This is a genomic window from Curtobacterium sp. 18060, from assembly GCF_902706105.1.
Lineage (GTDB): Bacteria > Actinomycetota > Actinomycetes > Actinomycetales > Microbacteriaceae > Curtobacterium.
This window is the reverse complement of record NZ_CACSJV010000007.1, coordinates 60,089-75,559: the sequence shown is the minus strand read 5'-3', so window position 1 is coordinate 75,559 and position 15,471 is coordinate 60,089. Positions and strand designations below refer to the sequence as shown.

Sequence of the window (15,471 nt, the reverse complement as noted above, 5' to 3'; positions counted from 1 at the left end):
GCGAAACTCGTCCGAACTGGTTCCAATCGACTTCGGGCAGGGCACCGAATCACCTGCACAGACCGGGAACCACCCGGAGCGCTCACCAGCCGCACATTGCTGGTTCTCCACCCTGCACCAGGGTGTGTTCGGCGCGCACACAGCAGCCGCGCCGAGCGCGACACCTCAGCAAAGGAAACGATCACCATGCGCAAGAGCCTGAAGACCTCCATCACCCTCGCCACGACCGGCGCCCTCGTGCTCGGCGGTGCCGCGTTCGGCATCTCCTCCGCCCAGGCCTCGACCCCGGCGATCCACACGGTCTCGTCGTCGTCGTCGAAGATCCCCGCACCGGTCGCCTCGGTCCCCGAGGTCCTCGGCGGTTCCACCGCCGTGAAGCTCGACTCCGGCTTCACCGACGCCCTCACCGCCCTCAAGCTCACCCCCGGCGTCTCGGGAGATGCGACCCTGGCTGACGGGTCGGTGTCGTTCCCGATCACCGCCGGTTCGGTCACGTACTGGTCGCCGGACGGCAACTACAAGCCCTACGTGCAGGGCCTGCTCAACCACGACGACTCCGGCCTGACGCTGAAGGCCGGCGACACCACCGTCACGCTCGAGAACTTCGTCGTGAACCCGGGCTCCTCGAAGCTCTACGGTGACGTCCTGGTCAACGGCAAGGTCGCCGCGTCCAACGCGTTCCTGTTCGAGCTCTGGGGCGGTTCCCTCAAGCCCCTCCAGCTCGAGGGCGACAACGCCATCCTGACCGGCACCACCGTCCACGTCTCCGAAGACGCCGCCGGCCTGCTGAACAAGACCTTCGGCACCGACGCCGTCAAGCGCGGCCTCCTCGTCGGCACCGCCACCATCACCGCACAGATCAAGTAACACCCCACGTACTCCGGCTGTGCATGGCAGACCGGAACGGCCAACGCCCCGTCGCTCGCGACGGGGCGTTGCTCGTGCGTGGAGACACCGGGTCAGCGAGCCCGTGCCCGGTACGCTCCCGGCGCAGTCCCGCAGGCACGGGTGAAGTGCGCGTAGAAGCTCGACTGCGACCCGAAGCCCGCGGCGTGCGCGATCTCCGAGGTCGTCATCGACGTCGTCGCGAGCAACCGCTGCGCCTCGGCCACCCGGCACCGTGACAGGTACTCGACGATCGTGGTGCCGACGTCCTGTCGGAACACCGACATCGCGTAGTGCGGGTGCAGGTGTGCGGCCGCTGCGACGTCAGCGACCTCGATCGGTTCGCGGAACCGGTCGACCACGAACCGCACCATGTCGATCACCCGGTGCATGGCATCCGCGGTGCCGTGCCCGCCGCCGGGCCGCAGGTCCACGGCGTCGCGGTGGTGCCGGAGCAGGCGACGCACGAGCGCCTGCGCCTCGAGGTTGGCGATGATCTCCGCACCGTCGTCCGCGAAGTCCCGCTGCCACGATCCGAGCATCGACTCGACGTCACGGCCGGCAGCTGCGGTCGGCACGACGACCGGGCGGTTCAGGAGCATCGCTCCGAGGTCGTGGTCGGGTAGTCCCCACGCCAGCACCTCGGCCAGGGGGATGTGCACCCAGCGGAACTCGCCGGTACCGGTGCCGTCGCCCACGAGCTGGTGCGGGGTCCAGCCCCAGAACAGTGCGATCTCGCCCGCGTGCACACTGACCGGCGCCCCGCCGAACCGGTAGTCCAGGTGCCCGTCGAGCACCAGGTTCATCTCGAGGTCGTCGTGCCGGTGGGAGGACGCCATGAGCGGGGCCGGGCCGCGGTGGCTCCAGTACGCCGCTTCCATCGTCTCCACGTCGAGCACGTTGCTGAGCCTACGTCAGCGAGCAACCTCCCCACACAGGACCTCCGTCAGGGGGTCGCTTCACGAGACCAGTAGTCGGCCCTGATGATCAGCAGTTCTCCGTCCACTTCTGCGCTCAGGTTGACGGTCCGCGGGTCCCACAGTGTCCCGCGCTGACGAGCTTGCGGAGTCATCCCCAAGCTCGTTGCGAGATCCTGCGGACTCACTCCCTCGGGCGGTCGGACCGAGAGCACGGCCCAGCACCCACCTGAAGCGCACTCCTTCTCCTCCGCGATCAGCTCGCTGCCCGCGGGTAGCGAGACCGAGGAAGCGGGTGGCACATCCCCCTCGGTTGCGAACGCGAACAGGGACACGAGGCGAACACCGGCGAGCAACGCGACGACCGCGAGCGTCACCACGACCGTCACCACGACCGATCGCTTCCGTCTCCCTGTGGCCGTCACGAGCGCCACCCTACGGCTTCGGCGCAGCAGCCTGTCCTGGTACTCACTCGACGGTGTGGAGCACTTCGATGCTGACGGGCACGTTCCCAGAGCACGTCGTACTCCTCACGACTTGCCACAGGCTCCGCCGCCTACTTGTCCCACGCCGTCACGGACGCGAGACCTCGGGCGGCACGTTCCTCATCGAGGAGCTGCTGCACCACCCGGCTCTTCGCGGCCGTGTACGCACGACCATCCGACGATCGCGCTGCTCGGGTCTTGACCTCCCGGTACCGCGCAACGGCGGTGGGGTCGCGCAGCAGTTTGTCCCGGAAGAGCCGTTGGTTGCACTCGTCCCACTGGTCCGAGGCGAAGGCGTGGAGGATGTGGGTCCTCGCCCCGTCTCGCTCTCGGGTGTACACCCCGTGGTTCTTCGGACCGGAACGGTGCTGCGTGTAGCCCGTCGCCGCGAGCAACGGGCCGAGCGCCAACGGATCCGTGTCGACTGCGACCCGGACCGCGATGTCGATGACCGGCTTCGCTTCGAGGCCCGGGATGGCCGTGCTGCCGATGTGTTCGACCGCGAGCACGCGGTCTCCGAGCGCGGCGACGAGCCGTGACGCCTCACGCTGGTAGTCCGTCTCCCAGGAGTCGCGGTGTGCTTCCAGCTGCACCGCGGCAGGCGCGCCCCCGGACCGGATCGTGGCCATCGCCGCTGGCCACAGCGCGTCCAACCGCGGTCCCCACGGATCCGCCATCACGCCGCTCTGACGGAGTTCGACCACCTCGGACGCGGGGAGCCACTTCCAGGCCATCACCTCGGCCGGAGCTGGCCGCACGGTCGAGCCGGCAGGTTCCCGGACGATGAAGAGATCCACCAGCGCAGAGTCCTCGGTGAAGCGACCGACCCACTGCAGCGCGTCGGGCGCGACCTCGAGGGCGGTCTCCTCGCGCAGTTCACGGCAGGCCGCCGCTGTCCCCGACTCGCCGGCGAGCGCGCTGCCACCGGGGAACTCCCACCCGTACGCGAACTCCTTCGTCGGAGCTCGCTGCGTGACGAGGACGGTCCCGTCGGCGCGGTGGACGCAGACCGTGACCACGAGGTGGAAGGACCCGACGGGCCAACCGCTGTCGCCTCGCCGGAACGTCGTGCCCGTCGCTCCACCGCCCGCATCGACCACGTCCCACCACTCGTCCACGACCGCCAGCGTACGACGACCGTCGCGACCCGGGTCGTGCCACCGCACGAGTCGTGATCGTCGAGACCCCAGACGGCTAGGGGCGCGCAGCGACGACGGCGACCAGACCGCGCCAGTCGGGGTGGTAGTCCTCGTCGACGGCCGCACGGCTCTCCGAGTAGAAGGAGGCGACGCGCAACGCGAGGGACGGACTCAGCGCTCCGGACAGAGCCGTCAGGCTCTCGGCCGCGGCGAGGTCCGTGGCGGAGCCGAACCGGTGGTGCACCGTCCCCTCCCGCTGGTCGGCGAGGACCATGCTGTGCACGAGCGCCCCGCGGACCACCCCGAGCACGAGGTGCAGCCCGATGACGTCCGCTCCGCGTCCGAGCCGCGTGGCGGCCAACGCGAGGTCGAACCGCTGACTGTTGTCCGGAGGCTCCGGAGGAAGCTCGAGCGTCGCGCCTCGCGTCGCGAGGTCCACGCGGCGGCCGTCCGCGAGCACTGTCCGAACGTGCTGCACACCGTCGTCGAGGGTGCTCTGCCACGCCCACGGCTCACCTCCGAGGAGTGTCCGCGCGTCGACGTCCGCAACGAGATCGAGCTCGACGTCGAGGTCGCTCCACCGGTCCAGCTCGTCGGGCGTGAGGACGGAGCCGTACGGACGGACCGCGCCGACCGCCGGTGCCGTGCGGAGCCGCTCGAGGAGTGACTGCTGCCAGCGCATCACCGAACCCTCCGAGCGTCGGCGACCGCGAGGTGACGGACCAGGTCGGCCGGATCAGTGCACATGGCCTCGAACAGTCGGTAGAGCGTCTCCGAACGGTCAGCCGGCCCCACGGCGTAGCAGGACTTGTCGAGACCGTAGGCGATCCCGGTCTCGATGTGCGCCGCTGCTCCGGCAGGGAGGACGAGCACGAACCGGTCGGCGGAACGGAGCGCTGCGAGGTCCTGTTCGAAGAGACTCCGGATGCCAGGTTCACCGAGCCGTGCTGCGTCAGCGCCACCGGGCACTGCGAAGGCCAACGCCTCGTCGTCGTACTGCGCTCGAACGAAGCTGTAGCACTGCGCGCCTGCACCTTCGAGCGCATCCACGACCTCGGCGACCGCGTCCCGGTTCCGCCAACTCCCTGCGACGAAGAAGTCCATCAGGCGAAAGTACTCGTCGGTAGCGTGGTGGGATGGTGTACACCCCGCACGAGCCGTACCGGACGAGCATGATCGCCGTGGACGGTGGGGCATCCATCTCCTGCGAGGAATCGGGCACCGCGGACGGCGTTCCCGCGCTCTGGCTCCACGGCGGGCCCGGAGGATCACTCGGCAGTGGCTGGTACCGCACGCACTTCGACCCCGCCCGCTACCGACTCGTGGGGATCGATCAGCGCGGAGCCGGGCGCAGCCGCATCCCGGAGGACGACCTCGCCGAGGCGCTGGTCCGGCAGACCACGCAGCAGCTCATCGACGACATCGAGGCGGTCCGCACCGCGCTCGGGATCGACACCTGGGTCGTCGCGGGCATCTCGTGGGGAACCACACTCGCCCTCGCGTACGCGCAACGGCACCCCGAACGTGTTCGCGCGCTCACGCTCGTGGCCGTCACCACGACCAGTCGCAGCGAGGTCGACTGGATCACGGAGGGCATCGGCCGCCTGTTCCCCGCGGAGTGGGACGAGTTCGAACGCGGGAGCAACCGCCTCCCCGGCGAGCGCGTCGTGGACGCGTACGCCCGGCAACTCGCATCGCCGGACGCCCGGGTCCGCGAAGCCGCGGCGGCGGCTTGGGACCGTTGGGAGAACGTGCACGTCTCGATGGACCATCCCGAGCTCCGTGGCCACGGACACGTCGGACCGGCGCGACGCGAGGCGTTCGCACGGCTGGTGACGCACTACTGGAGCAACGATGCCTTCCTGCCCGGCGGCCAAGCGGTCCTGGCACGCCTCGACCGGATCCGTCACATCCCCACCACGCTCGTGCACGGACGGCGCGACGTCAGCGGTCCTGCCGTGACGGCCTGGCGTCTCCACGCTGGCCTCCCGGAGAGCACGCTGACGATCGTGGAAGACGAAGGACACGGCGGTCCGGAGCAGAGCGACGTGCTCAGCCGAGCGCTCGACCAGCACGCCGACAGGACCTGGACCGCTCCGGAGGCGTCCGCCGTGATCTGACGACCGATCCGAGGATCCTGGAACCCCACCGTCCGAAGCCGGAGGACCGCACACCCCCGCGCTTCCTACCGTCGACACATGACCAAGATCACCATCATCGGCGCCGGCGGCTTCGTCTTCCCCTTCCGCCTCATCGGCGACCTCGTCTCCTTCCCCGCCCTGCAGGACGCGACGTTGCACCTCATGGACCTCGACGCGGGCCGGGTCGCCCGCACCGCGACGGCCGCCCGCGAGCTCGTCGCCCACCACGGCCTCGGTGTCGAGGTCCTCGAGACCACGGACCGCCGTGCGGCCCTGGCGGGTGCGGACGTCGTCATCATCACGTTCCAGGTCGGCGGCGTCGAGTCGTACAAGTGGGATGTCGAGATCCCGCGCAAGTACGGCATCGACCAGGCGGTCGGCGACACCGTCGGCCCGGGCGGCGTCTTCCGCTTCCTGCGGTCGGTCCGCGCGTACGAGGACATCGCCCGCGACGCCCTCGAGCTCTGCCCGGACGCCCAGTTCATCAACTACGCGAACCCGATGGCGATGGCCACGGCGTTCCTCAACGCGAAGGGGCTCCGGACGGTGGGGCTCTGCCACAGCGTGCAGGGCACGACCCGCATGCTGGCGCGCACGCTCGGCGTGCCGTACGACGAGGTCGAGTTCGTCAGCGCCGGCATCAACCACCAGGCGTGGATCCTCGAGTTCACGCGTCGCAACGGCGAAGACCTCTACCCGCGTCTGCGCGAGGTGATGACGGCGAAGCACCAGCGGGGCGTCTCGGCGTCCGACCTGCACGACGACGACGGCGACCACAGCGAAGCGGCTGCCGCGGCGAGCAACTACGAGGGCGGCAACGAGCAGGTCCGCACCCAGCTGATGCGCTCGTTCGGGTACTTCGAGACCGAGTCGAGCCACCACGCCAGCGAGTACGTGCCGTACTTCCGCAAGGACCCGGAGACGGTGCTCGAGTACATCCCGGAGCGCTGGGACTACTACGAGATCTGCCTGGCGCACGACGAGCAGGGCGACGTGGACACGCAGCTCGAGAAGCTCAAGGCCGACCTGACGCCGAGCGTCGAGTACGGCGCGAGCATCGTGAACGCGATCGTGACGGGTGTGCCGGCGGTGGTCTACGGCAACGTGCCGAACGCCACGGGCGTCATCCAGAACCTGCCGTCCGACGCCTGCGTCGAGGTCGCGTGCCTGGTCGACGGCAAGGGGGTGCAGCCGACGTCGTTCGGTGAGCTCCCGCCGCAGCTCGCCGCGATCAACCGCACGAACACGAACGTGCAGACCCTGGCGGTGCGCGCTGCACTCACGGGCAACGTCGAGCACGTCCACCACGCGGTGGCTCTGGACCCGCTGACGGCGGCGCACCTGACGCTCGACCGCATCGCCGAGATGACCGACGAGCTCCTGCACGCCCACGCGGCGCTCCTCCCCGAGTCGCTGCGTCCGGCGGACGCGGTCACCGCGGCACCGGTGGCCGACCGGGAGGCCCGCCCCGCGCTCGTCTGAACCGTCGCGCCCGACGTGGGGTCGGGTCCAGGACGCGACCCCACGTCGGACGCGCGGCGCCCCGTGTGCGCACCCCGCGCCTCCCGGCCGACCTGAACGGCACCACGACCTCAAAGGAGAGGACCATGCCGACCCGACCATCCCCCCAGCTCGCCAGACGGGGGTTCCTCGCCCTCGCCGGCATCTCGCTGACCGGCGCGCTGGCAGCGTGCGCCGGCGGCGGCACGACCGGCCGCGGCGGGACGAAGCACATCCGCCTGTCCACCTGGAACATCCCGACGGACATCACGAGCTACCAGGCGATCGCCGACGAGTTCGTCGCGGCGCACCCCGGCACGAGCGTCGCCGTCGAGGTGACCACCGGGCAGTTCCACCAGTGGTTCATCACCCGGCTCGCCGCCGACCTGGCGCCGGACGTCATCCGGATCACCCCGCAGCAGATCGGCCGGTACGCCGCGAACGGCAGCCTGGTCGACATCTCGGGGTCCATCCCGGCGGACTACCGGCAGGACTACAGCGACCCGTTCTGGGCGATCGGCGCGCGGGACGACGGCGTGTACGGCGTCTTCCAGCACACCGACAACTTCATCACCTACTACAACCGCGACGTCATGGAGCAGATCGGCGTCACTCCACCGCAGGCGCTGGCCGACGCGTGGACGTGGGACGAGTTCCTCGACGTCGCGAAGGAGGTCAAGCAGGTCACCGGCAAGTACGCGTTCGGGTACGGGTGGTCGTCGCCCGAGACGGCGTACCGGTGGCTGCCGCTGGTCCACCAGAACGGCGGCGCGTTCCTCGGCGAGGACGGTGCCACCCCGTCGATGGACACCCCGGAGGCGATCGACGCCCTGGCCTTCGGCCGGAAGTGGTACGCCGACGGACTCGCGACCACGGGCAACCTCAGCAAGAGCGGCGGCGGCGACGTCTCGCGGAACCTGTTCCTGACCGGGCAGATCGGCATGATGCTCAACAACCCGGAGTCCATCGCGCAGCTCGACACCGACATGCCGGACAACTGGGGCACGGCCCCGATGATCCGGAACGTCGGCGAGGCGAGCGACCTGGGCGGCAACGCCCTGGCCGTCACGAAGTCGAGCAAGCACCCGGAGCTCGCGGCCGAGCTCGTGGCGATGATCACGTCGCGGTCGAAGATGCAGCAGTTCTGCCACGACGGCAACTGGCTGCCCGCCCGGAAGTCCCTCGACGCGAAGGACATCGGGTACGCCGCGAACACCGACACGATGCAGCGGTTCATCGACCAGGGGACGACGATCCCGCTCTCGATGGTGAAGGCCGAGAGCGGCGAGTACTTCAGCTCGCTCAACGCGGTGTTCGCCGACTACCTCGACCTCTGTCTGCTCGGGCAACTGAGCCCGAAAGAGGCCTCGAATCAGATGATGGAGGCGATGCGCAGTGTCACTGCGAACTGAGACCGCGCCGGTCCGCACGACGGCGTCCACCGCTCCACCGACCGGCGGACCCTCTGCGGGCGGCGGCGCCCGCCGGAGCCGGGGCCGCTTCGTCCCGTACGTGTTCATCGGCCCCGCGGCGCTGCTGTTCCTCGGCTTCTCGCTCATCCCGATCATCACGGCGATCGCGCTGAGCTTCCAGGACTCCAGCACCTCGCTCGGCGACGGCACCTGGGTCGGCGGGAAGAACTTCGTCGACATGGGCTCTGACCCGCTCATCGGCACGGCGCTGCGGAACACGCTCGTGTTCACGCTCGGCACCGTGCCCACCTCGATGGCGATCGGGCTCGCCCTGGCGGTCGCCCTGAACCGGCCGCTGCCCGGGCGCTCGGTGTTCCGCGCCCTGTTCTTCGTGCCGATGGTCGCGGCCGGCGTCGTGGTGGGCGTCATCATGTCGTGGATCTTCAACGGCGACTACGGCGTCGTGAACAACCTGCTCGAAGCGCTCGGCATGGGGCGCGTGCCCTGGCTGACCGCTCCGGGGTGGGCGATGGCGACCCTGGTGGTCGTCGTGGTCTGGACCCGGATCGGCTTCTGCATGGTGATCTACCTCGGCGCGCTGCAGTCCGTACCCGCCGAGCTCAAGGAGGCCGCCGCGATCGACGGCGCGTCGCGCTGGGTGCGGTTCCGGACCATCACCTGGCCGCTGCTCCGCCCGACGACGTCGATCCTGCTCATCCTGAACGTCGTGTTCTCGTTGCAGGCCTTCGACGTCATCTACGTGATGACCGGCGGTGGCCCCGGCTTCTCGACGACCGTGCTGATCCAGTACGTGTTCCGGTCCGCGTTCATCGATGCCCGGATGGGCTACGCCGCGGCGCTCGGACTGGTGCTCGTCGCGATCCTGCTCGTGTTCACGCTGCTCCGGCAGCGCGCCAACCGCAAGGCGGAGGAGATGCTCTGATGGCCGTACTCGATGTCCGCGGTCCCCGCCGCCGTCCCGCTGGAGCCCGCTCCCGGCGCCGGCCTGGTCGCTGGGTGCTCGTCGCCGGGCTCACCGCCCTGGCCATCCTGATGGTGTTCCCGCTGTACTGGATGGTCGTCTCGGCGCTCACCCCCGGCGGGCAGTCGCAGAGCGGCACGTTCTCGCTGTTCCCGACGCGGCCGACGTTCGAGAACTACACGCAGGTGTTCAGCACGCAGCCGGTCTGGCGGTGGCTCGGCAACTCGGCGCTCATCACCAGCGTCGGCACCGCGTTGAGCGTCGTCGTGTCGCTGATGGCCGGGTACGCCCTCGCCAAGTTCCGGTTCATGGGCCGAGGGCTGCTGTACTCGGCGTTCCTCGTCACGATCATGATCCCGATCCAGGTCACCCTGGTGCCGAGTTTCCTGGTCGTCGCGAAGATCGGCCTGGTCGACTCCCCCTGGGCGGTGATCCTGCCGACCGTGTTCGACGTCGTCGGGATCTTCATCGCCCGGCAGTTCATGCTCGGGGTGCCGGACGCCCTGATGGAGGCCGCTCGGCTCGACGGTGCCGGCGAGTTCCAGACGTTCTTCCGGGTGGTGCTGCCCTCGTGCGGTCCCCTGGTCGGGGTGCTCGTGATCCTCGGCTTCATGACCCGGTGGAACGACTTCCTCTGGCCGCTCGTCGTGCTGCAGGGCAACGAGAACCTGACCGTGCCGGTGGCCCTGTCGACGCTGACGAACAACCCGGCGTTCAGTTCGCCGTGGGGTGCCGTGATGGCCATCGCGACCGTGACCGTGCTGCCGCTGCTCGTGGTGTTCCTGGCGTTCCAGCGGCAGTTCGTGCAGGGCATCGCCTCGACCGGCATCAAGTAGCCCGCCGGGCGGCGGGGCGGCGGGCGGGCGGCGTACCGAGCCGAATCGGGCGTACCTGCCCATTTCTTTCGACCAGGTACGCCCGATTCCGCATACCAGCGCAGTGGAGATGGGAAAGAACGACGGGAGGCACGGTGCCAGCTGGCACCGTGCCTCCCGTCCGTCGTCCGCGTCAGCGGATGATCGAGATGTTGTCCGCCTGCGGGCCCTTCTTGCCGGGGCCCACGTCGTACTGCACGTGGTCGTTCTCCTCGAGCGACCGGTAGCCGGTCGTCGCGACGATGCTGGAGAAGTGGGCGAACAGGTCCTCGGACCCGTCGTCGGGGTGGATGAAGCCGTACCCCTTGGCGTGGTCGAACCACTTCACAGTGCCGGTCGGCATGGTCGACAGCACGGCGTCAGTGGATGCGCAGTTGCGCGACCATCGGGCAGGCGAACGGGTCGCGGGCAGCGAGCCCGACCCGGTTCAGGTACCGGACGACGATGCCGTAGGAGCGCAGCAGGGTGGTCTCGGTGTAGGGCACCTCGAGCGTGTCGCAGTGGTCGCGGACGAGCAGGCGGGCCTGCTTCAGCGCCGGACGGGGCATCGACGGGAACAGGTGGTGCTCGACCTGGTAGTTCAGGCCGCCCATCAGGAACGAGACCCACCAGCCGCCACGGATGTTGCGCGACGTGCGGACCTGGCGCGAGAAGAAGTCGACCTTGGCGTCGTGCGCGATGGTCGGCATGCCCTTGTGGTTCGGGGCGAACGAGGCGCCCATCATCACGCCGAAGACGGCGAGCTGCACACCGAGGAACGCGCAGGCCATGCCGAACGGCAGGAACCAGAACACGACCGTCAGGTAGATGCCGAAGCGGGCGACGAGCAGGGCGGCCTCGAGCCAGCGGTGCTTGACGTCGGCCTTGGTGCCGTTGCCGGTGACGATGCTCTGCACGGCGTACCGGTGCAGGTTCAGGCCCTCGAGCGTCAGCAGGGGGAAGAACAGCCAGCCCTGGAACCGCATGAACGTCGTCATGAGCGGACCCTTGACCGCGGCGGCGTCCTCCGGCAGGAACCGGATGCCGTCGGGTGCGATGTCGGGGTCCTTGCCGACGGTGTTCGGGTTGCCGTGGTGGCGGGTGTGCTTGTTCATCCACCACGAGTAGCTGAGGCCGACCAGGAACGTGCCGAGCCAGCGGCCAGCGTGGTCGTTCCACTTCTGCGAGGCGAAGACCTGGCGGTGCGCGGCTTCGTGCGACAGGAACGCGAACTGCGTGAAGATCACGCCGAGCGCGCCGGCGACGATGAGCTGGAACCAGGTGTCGCCGAGGAATGCGAACGCGACCCACGCGAGGGCGAAGGTGACGATGAGTGTGCCGAACAGCGACCAGTAGAACCCGGTGCGGCGGCGGAGGAGTCCGTTCTCCTTGACCTGCGCGAGCAGAGCGGAGTAGGTCGAGGTGCCCTTGGGGCTTCCTGTTCCTGGACGAGTGCGTGTGTAGCCCGGAGCGAGCGGAGTGGTGGTCAAGATGGACCGACCTTCCGGTGCGGACCGGCCCTTCGACCGGTTCGTGGTAGTTCACGCGATTGCGCTTGGTGCGACCCTAGGGCCTGAAGGTGCGATTCCACCTGACAATCCGCCTGCCCCACTACGGTGATCGGATGGGCAAGGTCACGCTGCAGGACGTCGCCGTGCACGCCGGCGTCTCGATGAAGACCGTGTCCAACGTCGTGCGTGGCTACCAGCACGTCAGTCCGCCGATGCGCGACCGGGTGCAGGCCGCGATCGACGAGCTCGGGTACCGCCCGAACGTCTCCGGACGGTCGCTCGCCACCGGCCGGTCGAACATGCTCGCGTTCGCGTTCCCCGACCTCCGGCGGCCGTACTTCGCCGAGCTCGCGCACGTGTTCTCCCGCGTCTGCGCGCAACGCGGATACCAACTGCTGCTCGAGGAGACCCTCGGCGAGGCCGACGGCGAGCGCTCCGCCGTCCGCGGTCGCGAGGCCGGGGTGGTCGACGGCGTCGTCATCCACCCCCAGGTCCTGACCCCCGAGGCGATCGACCGGATCCGCGGGGACACCGCCGTGGTGTTCCTCGGCGAGGACGTCCGCCCCCAGTACTCCGACCAGGTGGTCATCGACAACGCGGCCGCGGCGGCACAGGCCGTCGCGCACCTGGTCGCGCTCGGTCGCCGGCGCATCGGCTTCTTCGGGCACGAGACCGGGCCGGAGTCCAGCACCTCCGGCCTGCGGCTCGACGGCTACCGGGCCGGGCTCGCAGCCGCCGGCCTGCCCGTCGACGACGCGCTCCTGGTCCCCCGCGAGGTCGGTGACGCCGCAGGTGCCGAGACCGCGTTCGGTCGGGCGCTCGACGCCGGGCTCCGGGTCGACGCGCTGCTCTGTCGCGACGACCTCGCCGCCCTCGGGGTCCTGCGCGCGATGCGGTTGCGCGGGCTCGACGCTCCGCGGGACATCGCGGTCGTGGGGTGGGACGCGATGGGACTCGGGTCGAGCCTGGTACCGAGCCTGACGTCGGTCGCGCCGGACACCGTCGCGCTGGCGGACACCGCCCTCGACCTGCTGCTCGAGCGGATGGACGGCTCTGAAGTACCCGGCAGGCTGGTCACGGTCGGGCACCGGCTGCTGGTGGGCGAGAGCGCGCCGTTCCCGGACGGCTCGGTCGACCGCGGGCCGGTGCCGGGCCAGGGCCGAGTCTCGGCCTGAGCGACACTCCTCGTGGCGATCCGCCCGAGGAGTGTCGCCCAGCGCGAGTCTCGACGCAGCATCAGCGCTCGCCCGGGTGCACACTCCCCAGCAGCTCGACGACGACGGCACGCAGCGCCTCGGGCAGGTCGACGGTCCCGAGCTCGACGATCCGGTCGGCACGCGGCAGGTCCTTGGACACGATCTCCCACGCGGCGAGCTTCTCGGCGTTGCCGGCCTGCGCGCGTTCGAGGGCGCGCCGGACGGCCTCACGGGCGTCGACGCCGACCACCGGCGGCCCGGCCAACGTGACCGCTCCGCCCGCAATCGACTCCACGGTCAGGTCGACCGAGAACCGGTCCTCGCCACGGGCGGACACGACCTGCCCGTCGGCGGGGGCGGCGAGGAACGTGACCCGCCAGTCGCGACGGGCCGGGACGACGTCGACCGCGCCCGTGGTGGCGTGCACGCGGAACTCGGCGAGCGCCGCGTCCCACGTCAGGCGGGTCCCGGCACTGCGGCCGGTGTCGCCGGCGGGGTCCTCTTGGTCCTCGACCAGGGTGAACGAGCCGGAGGCACCGGGAGCGACGAGGACCTCGAACGCGGTCGGGTTCGCGGTGGCGTCGAGTTGGTCCTCGGCGGCGAGGGGCAGCAACCCGCCCTCGCGCAGCAGCACGGGCACGGTGTCGAGGGTGCGGTGCAGGTCGGCGAACCGGTCGCCGGCGTACACGGTGCCGGTGAACACGTCGGTCCAGGTCCCCGGCGGCAACCAGGCTCGTGCGGTCCCGTGCAGGGTGACGGGGTCACACGATTGGACGATCGGGGCGACGAGCAGTTCGGACCCGAAGGCGTACGTGTTCGGCACCCGGTACGCCTCGTCGCGCCGTGGCTCCAGGTGGTACAGCGGGCGGACGAGCGCGGTGCCCTCGGCGGTCCGGTGGTTCATGGTGTGCAGGTACGGCACCAGGCGGTGCCGGAAGCGCAAGGCCTCCCCCATCGCGGTGCGCGCCTCGGCGGGGAACACCCACGGTTCCTTGCGGATGAACGGGTTGTTGGCGGAGTGCAGGCGCATGATCGGTGAGAACACCCCGAACTGCACCCAGCGCGTGGCGAGCTCGTCGTCGCGGACCCCGCGGGTGTGGCCACCGATGTCGTGACTCCACCAGGGGTAGCCGATGTTCGCGGCGCTGGCGGTGAACTCGGGTTGGAACGCCAGCGACGCCCAGGACACGACGGCGTCGCCGGAGAAGCCGACGGCGTACCGCTGGCTGCCGGGGCCGGCGTAGCGCGAGAAGGTCATGCCCTGGTCCCCCGAGCGCGCCGAGTCGAGCAGGTGGAAGTGGTTGAGCAGCCAGAGCGGGTCGACGCCGGGCAGCCCGCTCTCGCTGCCCTGCTGCCAGTCGATCCACCAGAAGTCGACGCCCTGCGCTTCGAGCGGTCGGTGCAGCTGGTCGAAGTACGCCTGCAGGAACCGCCGGTCGGTCGGGTCGAACGGGATCGGCTGCTCGGTCGCCGGGTCGATCCCCATCGCCTCGGCCACCGCGGGGTAGGCGTCCTCGAACGCCCGGACGCCGTCGGCGGGGTGCAGGTTGAGCGTCGTGCGCATCCCCCGCCGGTGCAGCTCCGCCAGGAAGGCCTGCGGGTCGGGGAAGAGCGACGGCTCCCACGAGTAGCCGGTCCAGCCGTCACCGAACTGCGGCGGGACGGAGTCGACGCGGTGCCAGTCCATGTCGATGACCGCGACCGAGAACGGCAGGCGTTCCGCGGCGAACCGGTCCACGAGCTCCAGGTACGAGGTGTCGCTGTACGGGTGGTAGCGGCTCCACCAGTTGCCGAGGGCCCACCGGGGCAGGCGCGTGGGGGCGCCGGACACCTGGTGGAAGGCGCGGAGGGCTGCCGTGAAGTCGCGGCCGTGGGCGAACACCGTGACGTCGCGGCGACCGGGCACGCGCGTGCCGATCCAGCCGTCGTCCTCGAACAGGAACGACTCGCTGTCGTCCAGCGCGGTGATCCCGTCGCGGGCCAGGATGCCGGGTTCGAGCGGCATCCGGCCGTCGACGTCGTCGAGGGTGCGGCCGGTGCCGCCGAGGTCACGGGGCTCCTGCCCCCAGCGCCAGCGGTTCGCGTCCGGGCCGATGGTCTCGACGACCAGGCCGCTCGGGCTGAACGGACGGCCGTCGTAGCGGAGCCGGGCGCGTTCGGTGGTGACGACGACGCCACCAGCGACGGCGCCGCCAGCGCCGACCCTGTCGTCACCTTCGCCGACGCGCTCCACGGTGAACGCCGGCACCGGCATCCGCCGCCGGATCGCGAACGTCGAGGCGCGGTCCTCGAACCCGCCGTCGTCGCTCCACTCGATGCGGAACGTGCCGGCGTCCAGCACCGTGATCCGCCAGTGCTCGCCCGTGACGACGGCGGCCGGGTCGGCGACCGGGTCGGATCCGGGGAACGGCCGGATGGTCGGAAGTGCGGTCGTGGTCATGGTCACGTC

The 15,471-nt window shown here is 70.2% G+C and carries 15 protein-coding genes; 7 read left to right on the top strand and 8 right to left on the bottom strand.

Annotated elements, in window-relative coordinates; all coding sequences use genetic code 11:
• The first annotated feature begins 186 nt into the window (after window positions 1-186).
• Complete coding sequence (locus GVL05_RS05840) at window positions 187-867, top strand: hypothetical protein (RefSeq protein WP_131922103.1); 681 nt, start codon at window positions 187-189, stop codon at window positions 865-867.
• Between the two features lie 92 nt (window positions 868-959).
• Here the strand turns inward: GVL05_RS05840 and GVL05_RS05835 are convergent, their stop codons facing one another.
• From GVL05_RS05835 to GVL05_RS05815, 5 genes are all read right to left on the bottom strand, one after another.
• Window positions 960-1,784 (bottom strand): helix-turn-helix domain-containing protein, encoded by an 825-nt coding sequence (locus GVL05_RS05835; protein ID WP_159572093.1) that lies wholly within the window; start codon window positions 1,782-1,784, stop codon window positions 960-962.
• Window positions 1,785-1,831: 47 nt separating this feature from the next.
• Window positions 1,832-2,194: a hypothetical protein gene (locus GVL05_RS05830; RefSeq protein WP_111086696.1), complete on the bottom strand. Its 363-nt coding sequence runs from the start codon at window positions 2,192-2,194 to the stop codon at window positions 1,832-1,834.
• A gap of 164 nt (window positions 2,195-2,358) precedes the next feature.
• The gene (locus tag GVL05_RS05825) at window positions 2,359-3,405 is read right to left on the bottom strand and encodes a GrpB family protein (protein ID WP_159572090.1); all 1,047 of its coding nucleotides are present in this window, start codon (window positions 3,403-3,405) and stop codon (window positions 2,359-2,361) included.
• Between the two features lie 76 nt (window positions 3,406-3,481).
• Window positions 3,482-4,108, bottom strand: a complete 627-nt coding sequence (locus tag GVL05_RS05820; RefSeq protein ID WP_111086698.1) for a hypothetical protein — start codon at window positions 4,106-4,108, stop codon at window positions 3,482-3,484.
• The gene (locus GVL05_RS05815) at window positions 4,108-4,530 is read right to left on the bottom strand and encodes a hypothetical protein (protein WP_134194278.1); all 423 of its coding nucleotides are present in this window, start codon (window positions 4,528-4,530) and stop codon (window positions 4,108-4,110) included. Before GVL05_RS05815 ends, GVL05_RS05820 begins: the two co-directional genes overlap by 1 nt.
• 32 nt (window positions 4,531-4,562) lie before the next feature.
• Here GVL05_RS05815 and GVL05_RS05810 point away from each other — a divergent pair, with 32 nt between their 5' ends.
• The 5 genes from GVL05_RS05810 to GVL05_RS05790 all read left to right on the top strand — a co-directional run bounded on the left by GVL05_RS05810 (window position 4,563) and on the right by GVL05_RS05790 (window position 10,297).
• Window positions 4,563-5,546, top strand: coding sequence for an alpha/beta fold hydrolase (locus GVL05_RS05810; RefSeq protein ID WP_159572087.1), 984 nt, complete (start codon window positions 4,563-4,565; stop codon window positions 5,544-5,546).
• Window positions 5,547-5,624: 78 nt separating this feature from the next.
• On the top strand, window positions 5,625-7,049 hold the full coding sequence (gene melA / locus GVL05_RS05805) for an alpha-galactosidase (RefSeq protein WP_159572084.1): 1,425 nt from the start codon (window positions 5,625-5,627) through the stop codon (window positions 7,047-7,049).
• A 125-nt stretch (window positions 7,050-7,174) separates the two neighbouring features.
• Window positions 7,175-8,479 carry a sugar ABC transporter substrate-binding protein gene (locus tag GVL05_RS05800; RefSeq protein ID WP_235035870.1) on the top strand — a complete coding sequence of 435 codons (1,305 nt, stop codon included), beginning with the start codon at window positions 7,175-7,177 and terminating at the stop codon, window positions 8,477-8,479.
• The gene (locus GVL05_RS05795) at window positions 8,463-9,422 is read left to right on the top strand and encodes a carbohydrate ABC transporter permease (protein ID WP_134194274.1); all 960 of its coding nucleotides are present in this window, start codon (window positions 8,463-8,465) and stop codon (window positions 9,420-9,422) included. Before GVL05_RS05800 ends, GVL05_RS05795 begins: the two co-directional genes overlap by 17 nt.
• Window positions 9,422-10,297, top strand: coding sequence for a carbohydrate ABC transporter permease (locus GVL05_RS05790; protein WP_071252441.1), 876 nt, complete (start codon window positions 9,422-9,424; stop codon window positions 10,295-10,297). The genes GVL05_RS05795 and GVL05_RS05790 overlap by 1 nt, the downstream gene beginning before the upstream one ends.
• 172 nt (window positions 10,298-10,469) lie before the next feature.
• Here the strand turns inward: GVL05_RS05790 and GVL05_RS05785 are convergent, their stop codons facing one another.
• Both GVL05_RS05785 and GVL05_RS05780 read right to left on the bottom strand, forming a co-directional pair.
• Entirely contained in the window at window positions 10,470-10,679 is a 210-nt protein-coding gene (locus GVL05_RS05785; protein ID WP_123294168.1) for a cold-shock protein, read from the bottom strand.
• Window positions 10,680-10,695: 16 nt separating this feature from the next.
• On the bottom strand, window positions 10,696-11,805 hold the full coding sequence (locus GVL05_RS05780; protein ID WP_123293869.1) for an acyl-CoA desaturase: 1,110 nt from the start codon (window positions 11,803-11,805) through the stop codon (window positions 10,696-10,698).
• Between the two features lie 134 nt (window positions 11,806-11,939).
• On the opposite strand from GVL05_RS05780, the gene GVL05_RS05775 reads away from it, so the two are divergent.
• Entirely contained in the window at window positions 11,940-13,001 is a 1,062-nt protein-coding gene (locus GVL05_RS05775; protein ID WP_131922609.1) for a LacI family DNA-binding transcriptional regulator, read from the top strand.
• Window positions 13,002-13,062: 61 nt separating this feature from the next.
• On the opposite strand, the gene GVL05_RS05770 is transcribed toward GVL05_RS05775, so the two are convergent.
• Complete coding sequence (locus GVL05_RS05770) at window positions 13,063-15,462, bottom strand: TIM-barrel domain-containing protein (RefSeq protein WP_159572081.1); 2,400 nt, start codon at window positions 15,460-15,462, stop codon at window positions 13,063-13,065.
• Between the last annotated feature and the right edge of the window lie 9 nt (window positions 15,463-15,471).

Bases quoted from the DNA above. Each gene is read 5' to 3' on its own strand.
- melA (WP_159572084.1), top strand. From the start codon at position 5,625: ATGACCAAGATCACCATCATCGGCGCCGGCGGCTTCGTCTTCCCCTTC.
- GVL05_RS05815 (WP_134194278.1), bottom strand. From the start codon at position 4,530: ATGGACTTCTTCGTCGCAGGGAGTTGGCGGAACCGGGACGCGGTCGCC.
- GVL05_RS05785 (WP_123294168.1), bottom strand. From the start codon at position 10,679: ATGCCGACCGGCACTGTGAAGTGGTTCGACCACGCCAAGGGGTACGGC.
- GVL05_RS05790 (WP_071252441.1), top strand. From the start codon at position 9,422: ATGGCCGTACTCGATGTCCGCGGTCCCCGCCGCCGTCCCGCTGGAGCC.
- GVL05_RS05775 (WP_131922609.1), top strand. From the start codon at position 11,940: ATGGGCAAGGTCACGCTGCAGGACGTCGCCGTGCACGCCGGCGTCTCG.
- GVL05_RS05840 (WP_131922103.1), top strand. From the start codon at position 187: ATGCGCAAGAGCCTGAAGACCTCCATCACCCTCGCCACGACCGGCGCC.
- GVL05_RS05820 (WP_111086698.1), bottom strand. From the start codon at position 4,108: ATGCGCTGGCAGCAGTCACTCCTCGAGCGGCTCCGCACGGCACCGGCG.
- GVL05_RS05810 (WP_159572087.1), top strand. From the start codon at position 4,563: ATGGTGTACACCCCGCACGAGCCGTACCGGACGAGCATGATCGCCGTG.
- GVL05_RS05800 (WP_235035870.1), top strand. From the start codon at position 7,175: ATGCCGACCCGACCATCCCCCCAGCTCGCCAGACGGGGGTTCCTCGCC.
- GVL05_RS05770 (WP_159572081.1), bottom strand. From the start codon at position 15,462: ATGACCACGACCGCACTTCCGACCATCCGGCCGTTCCCCGGATCCGAC.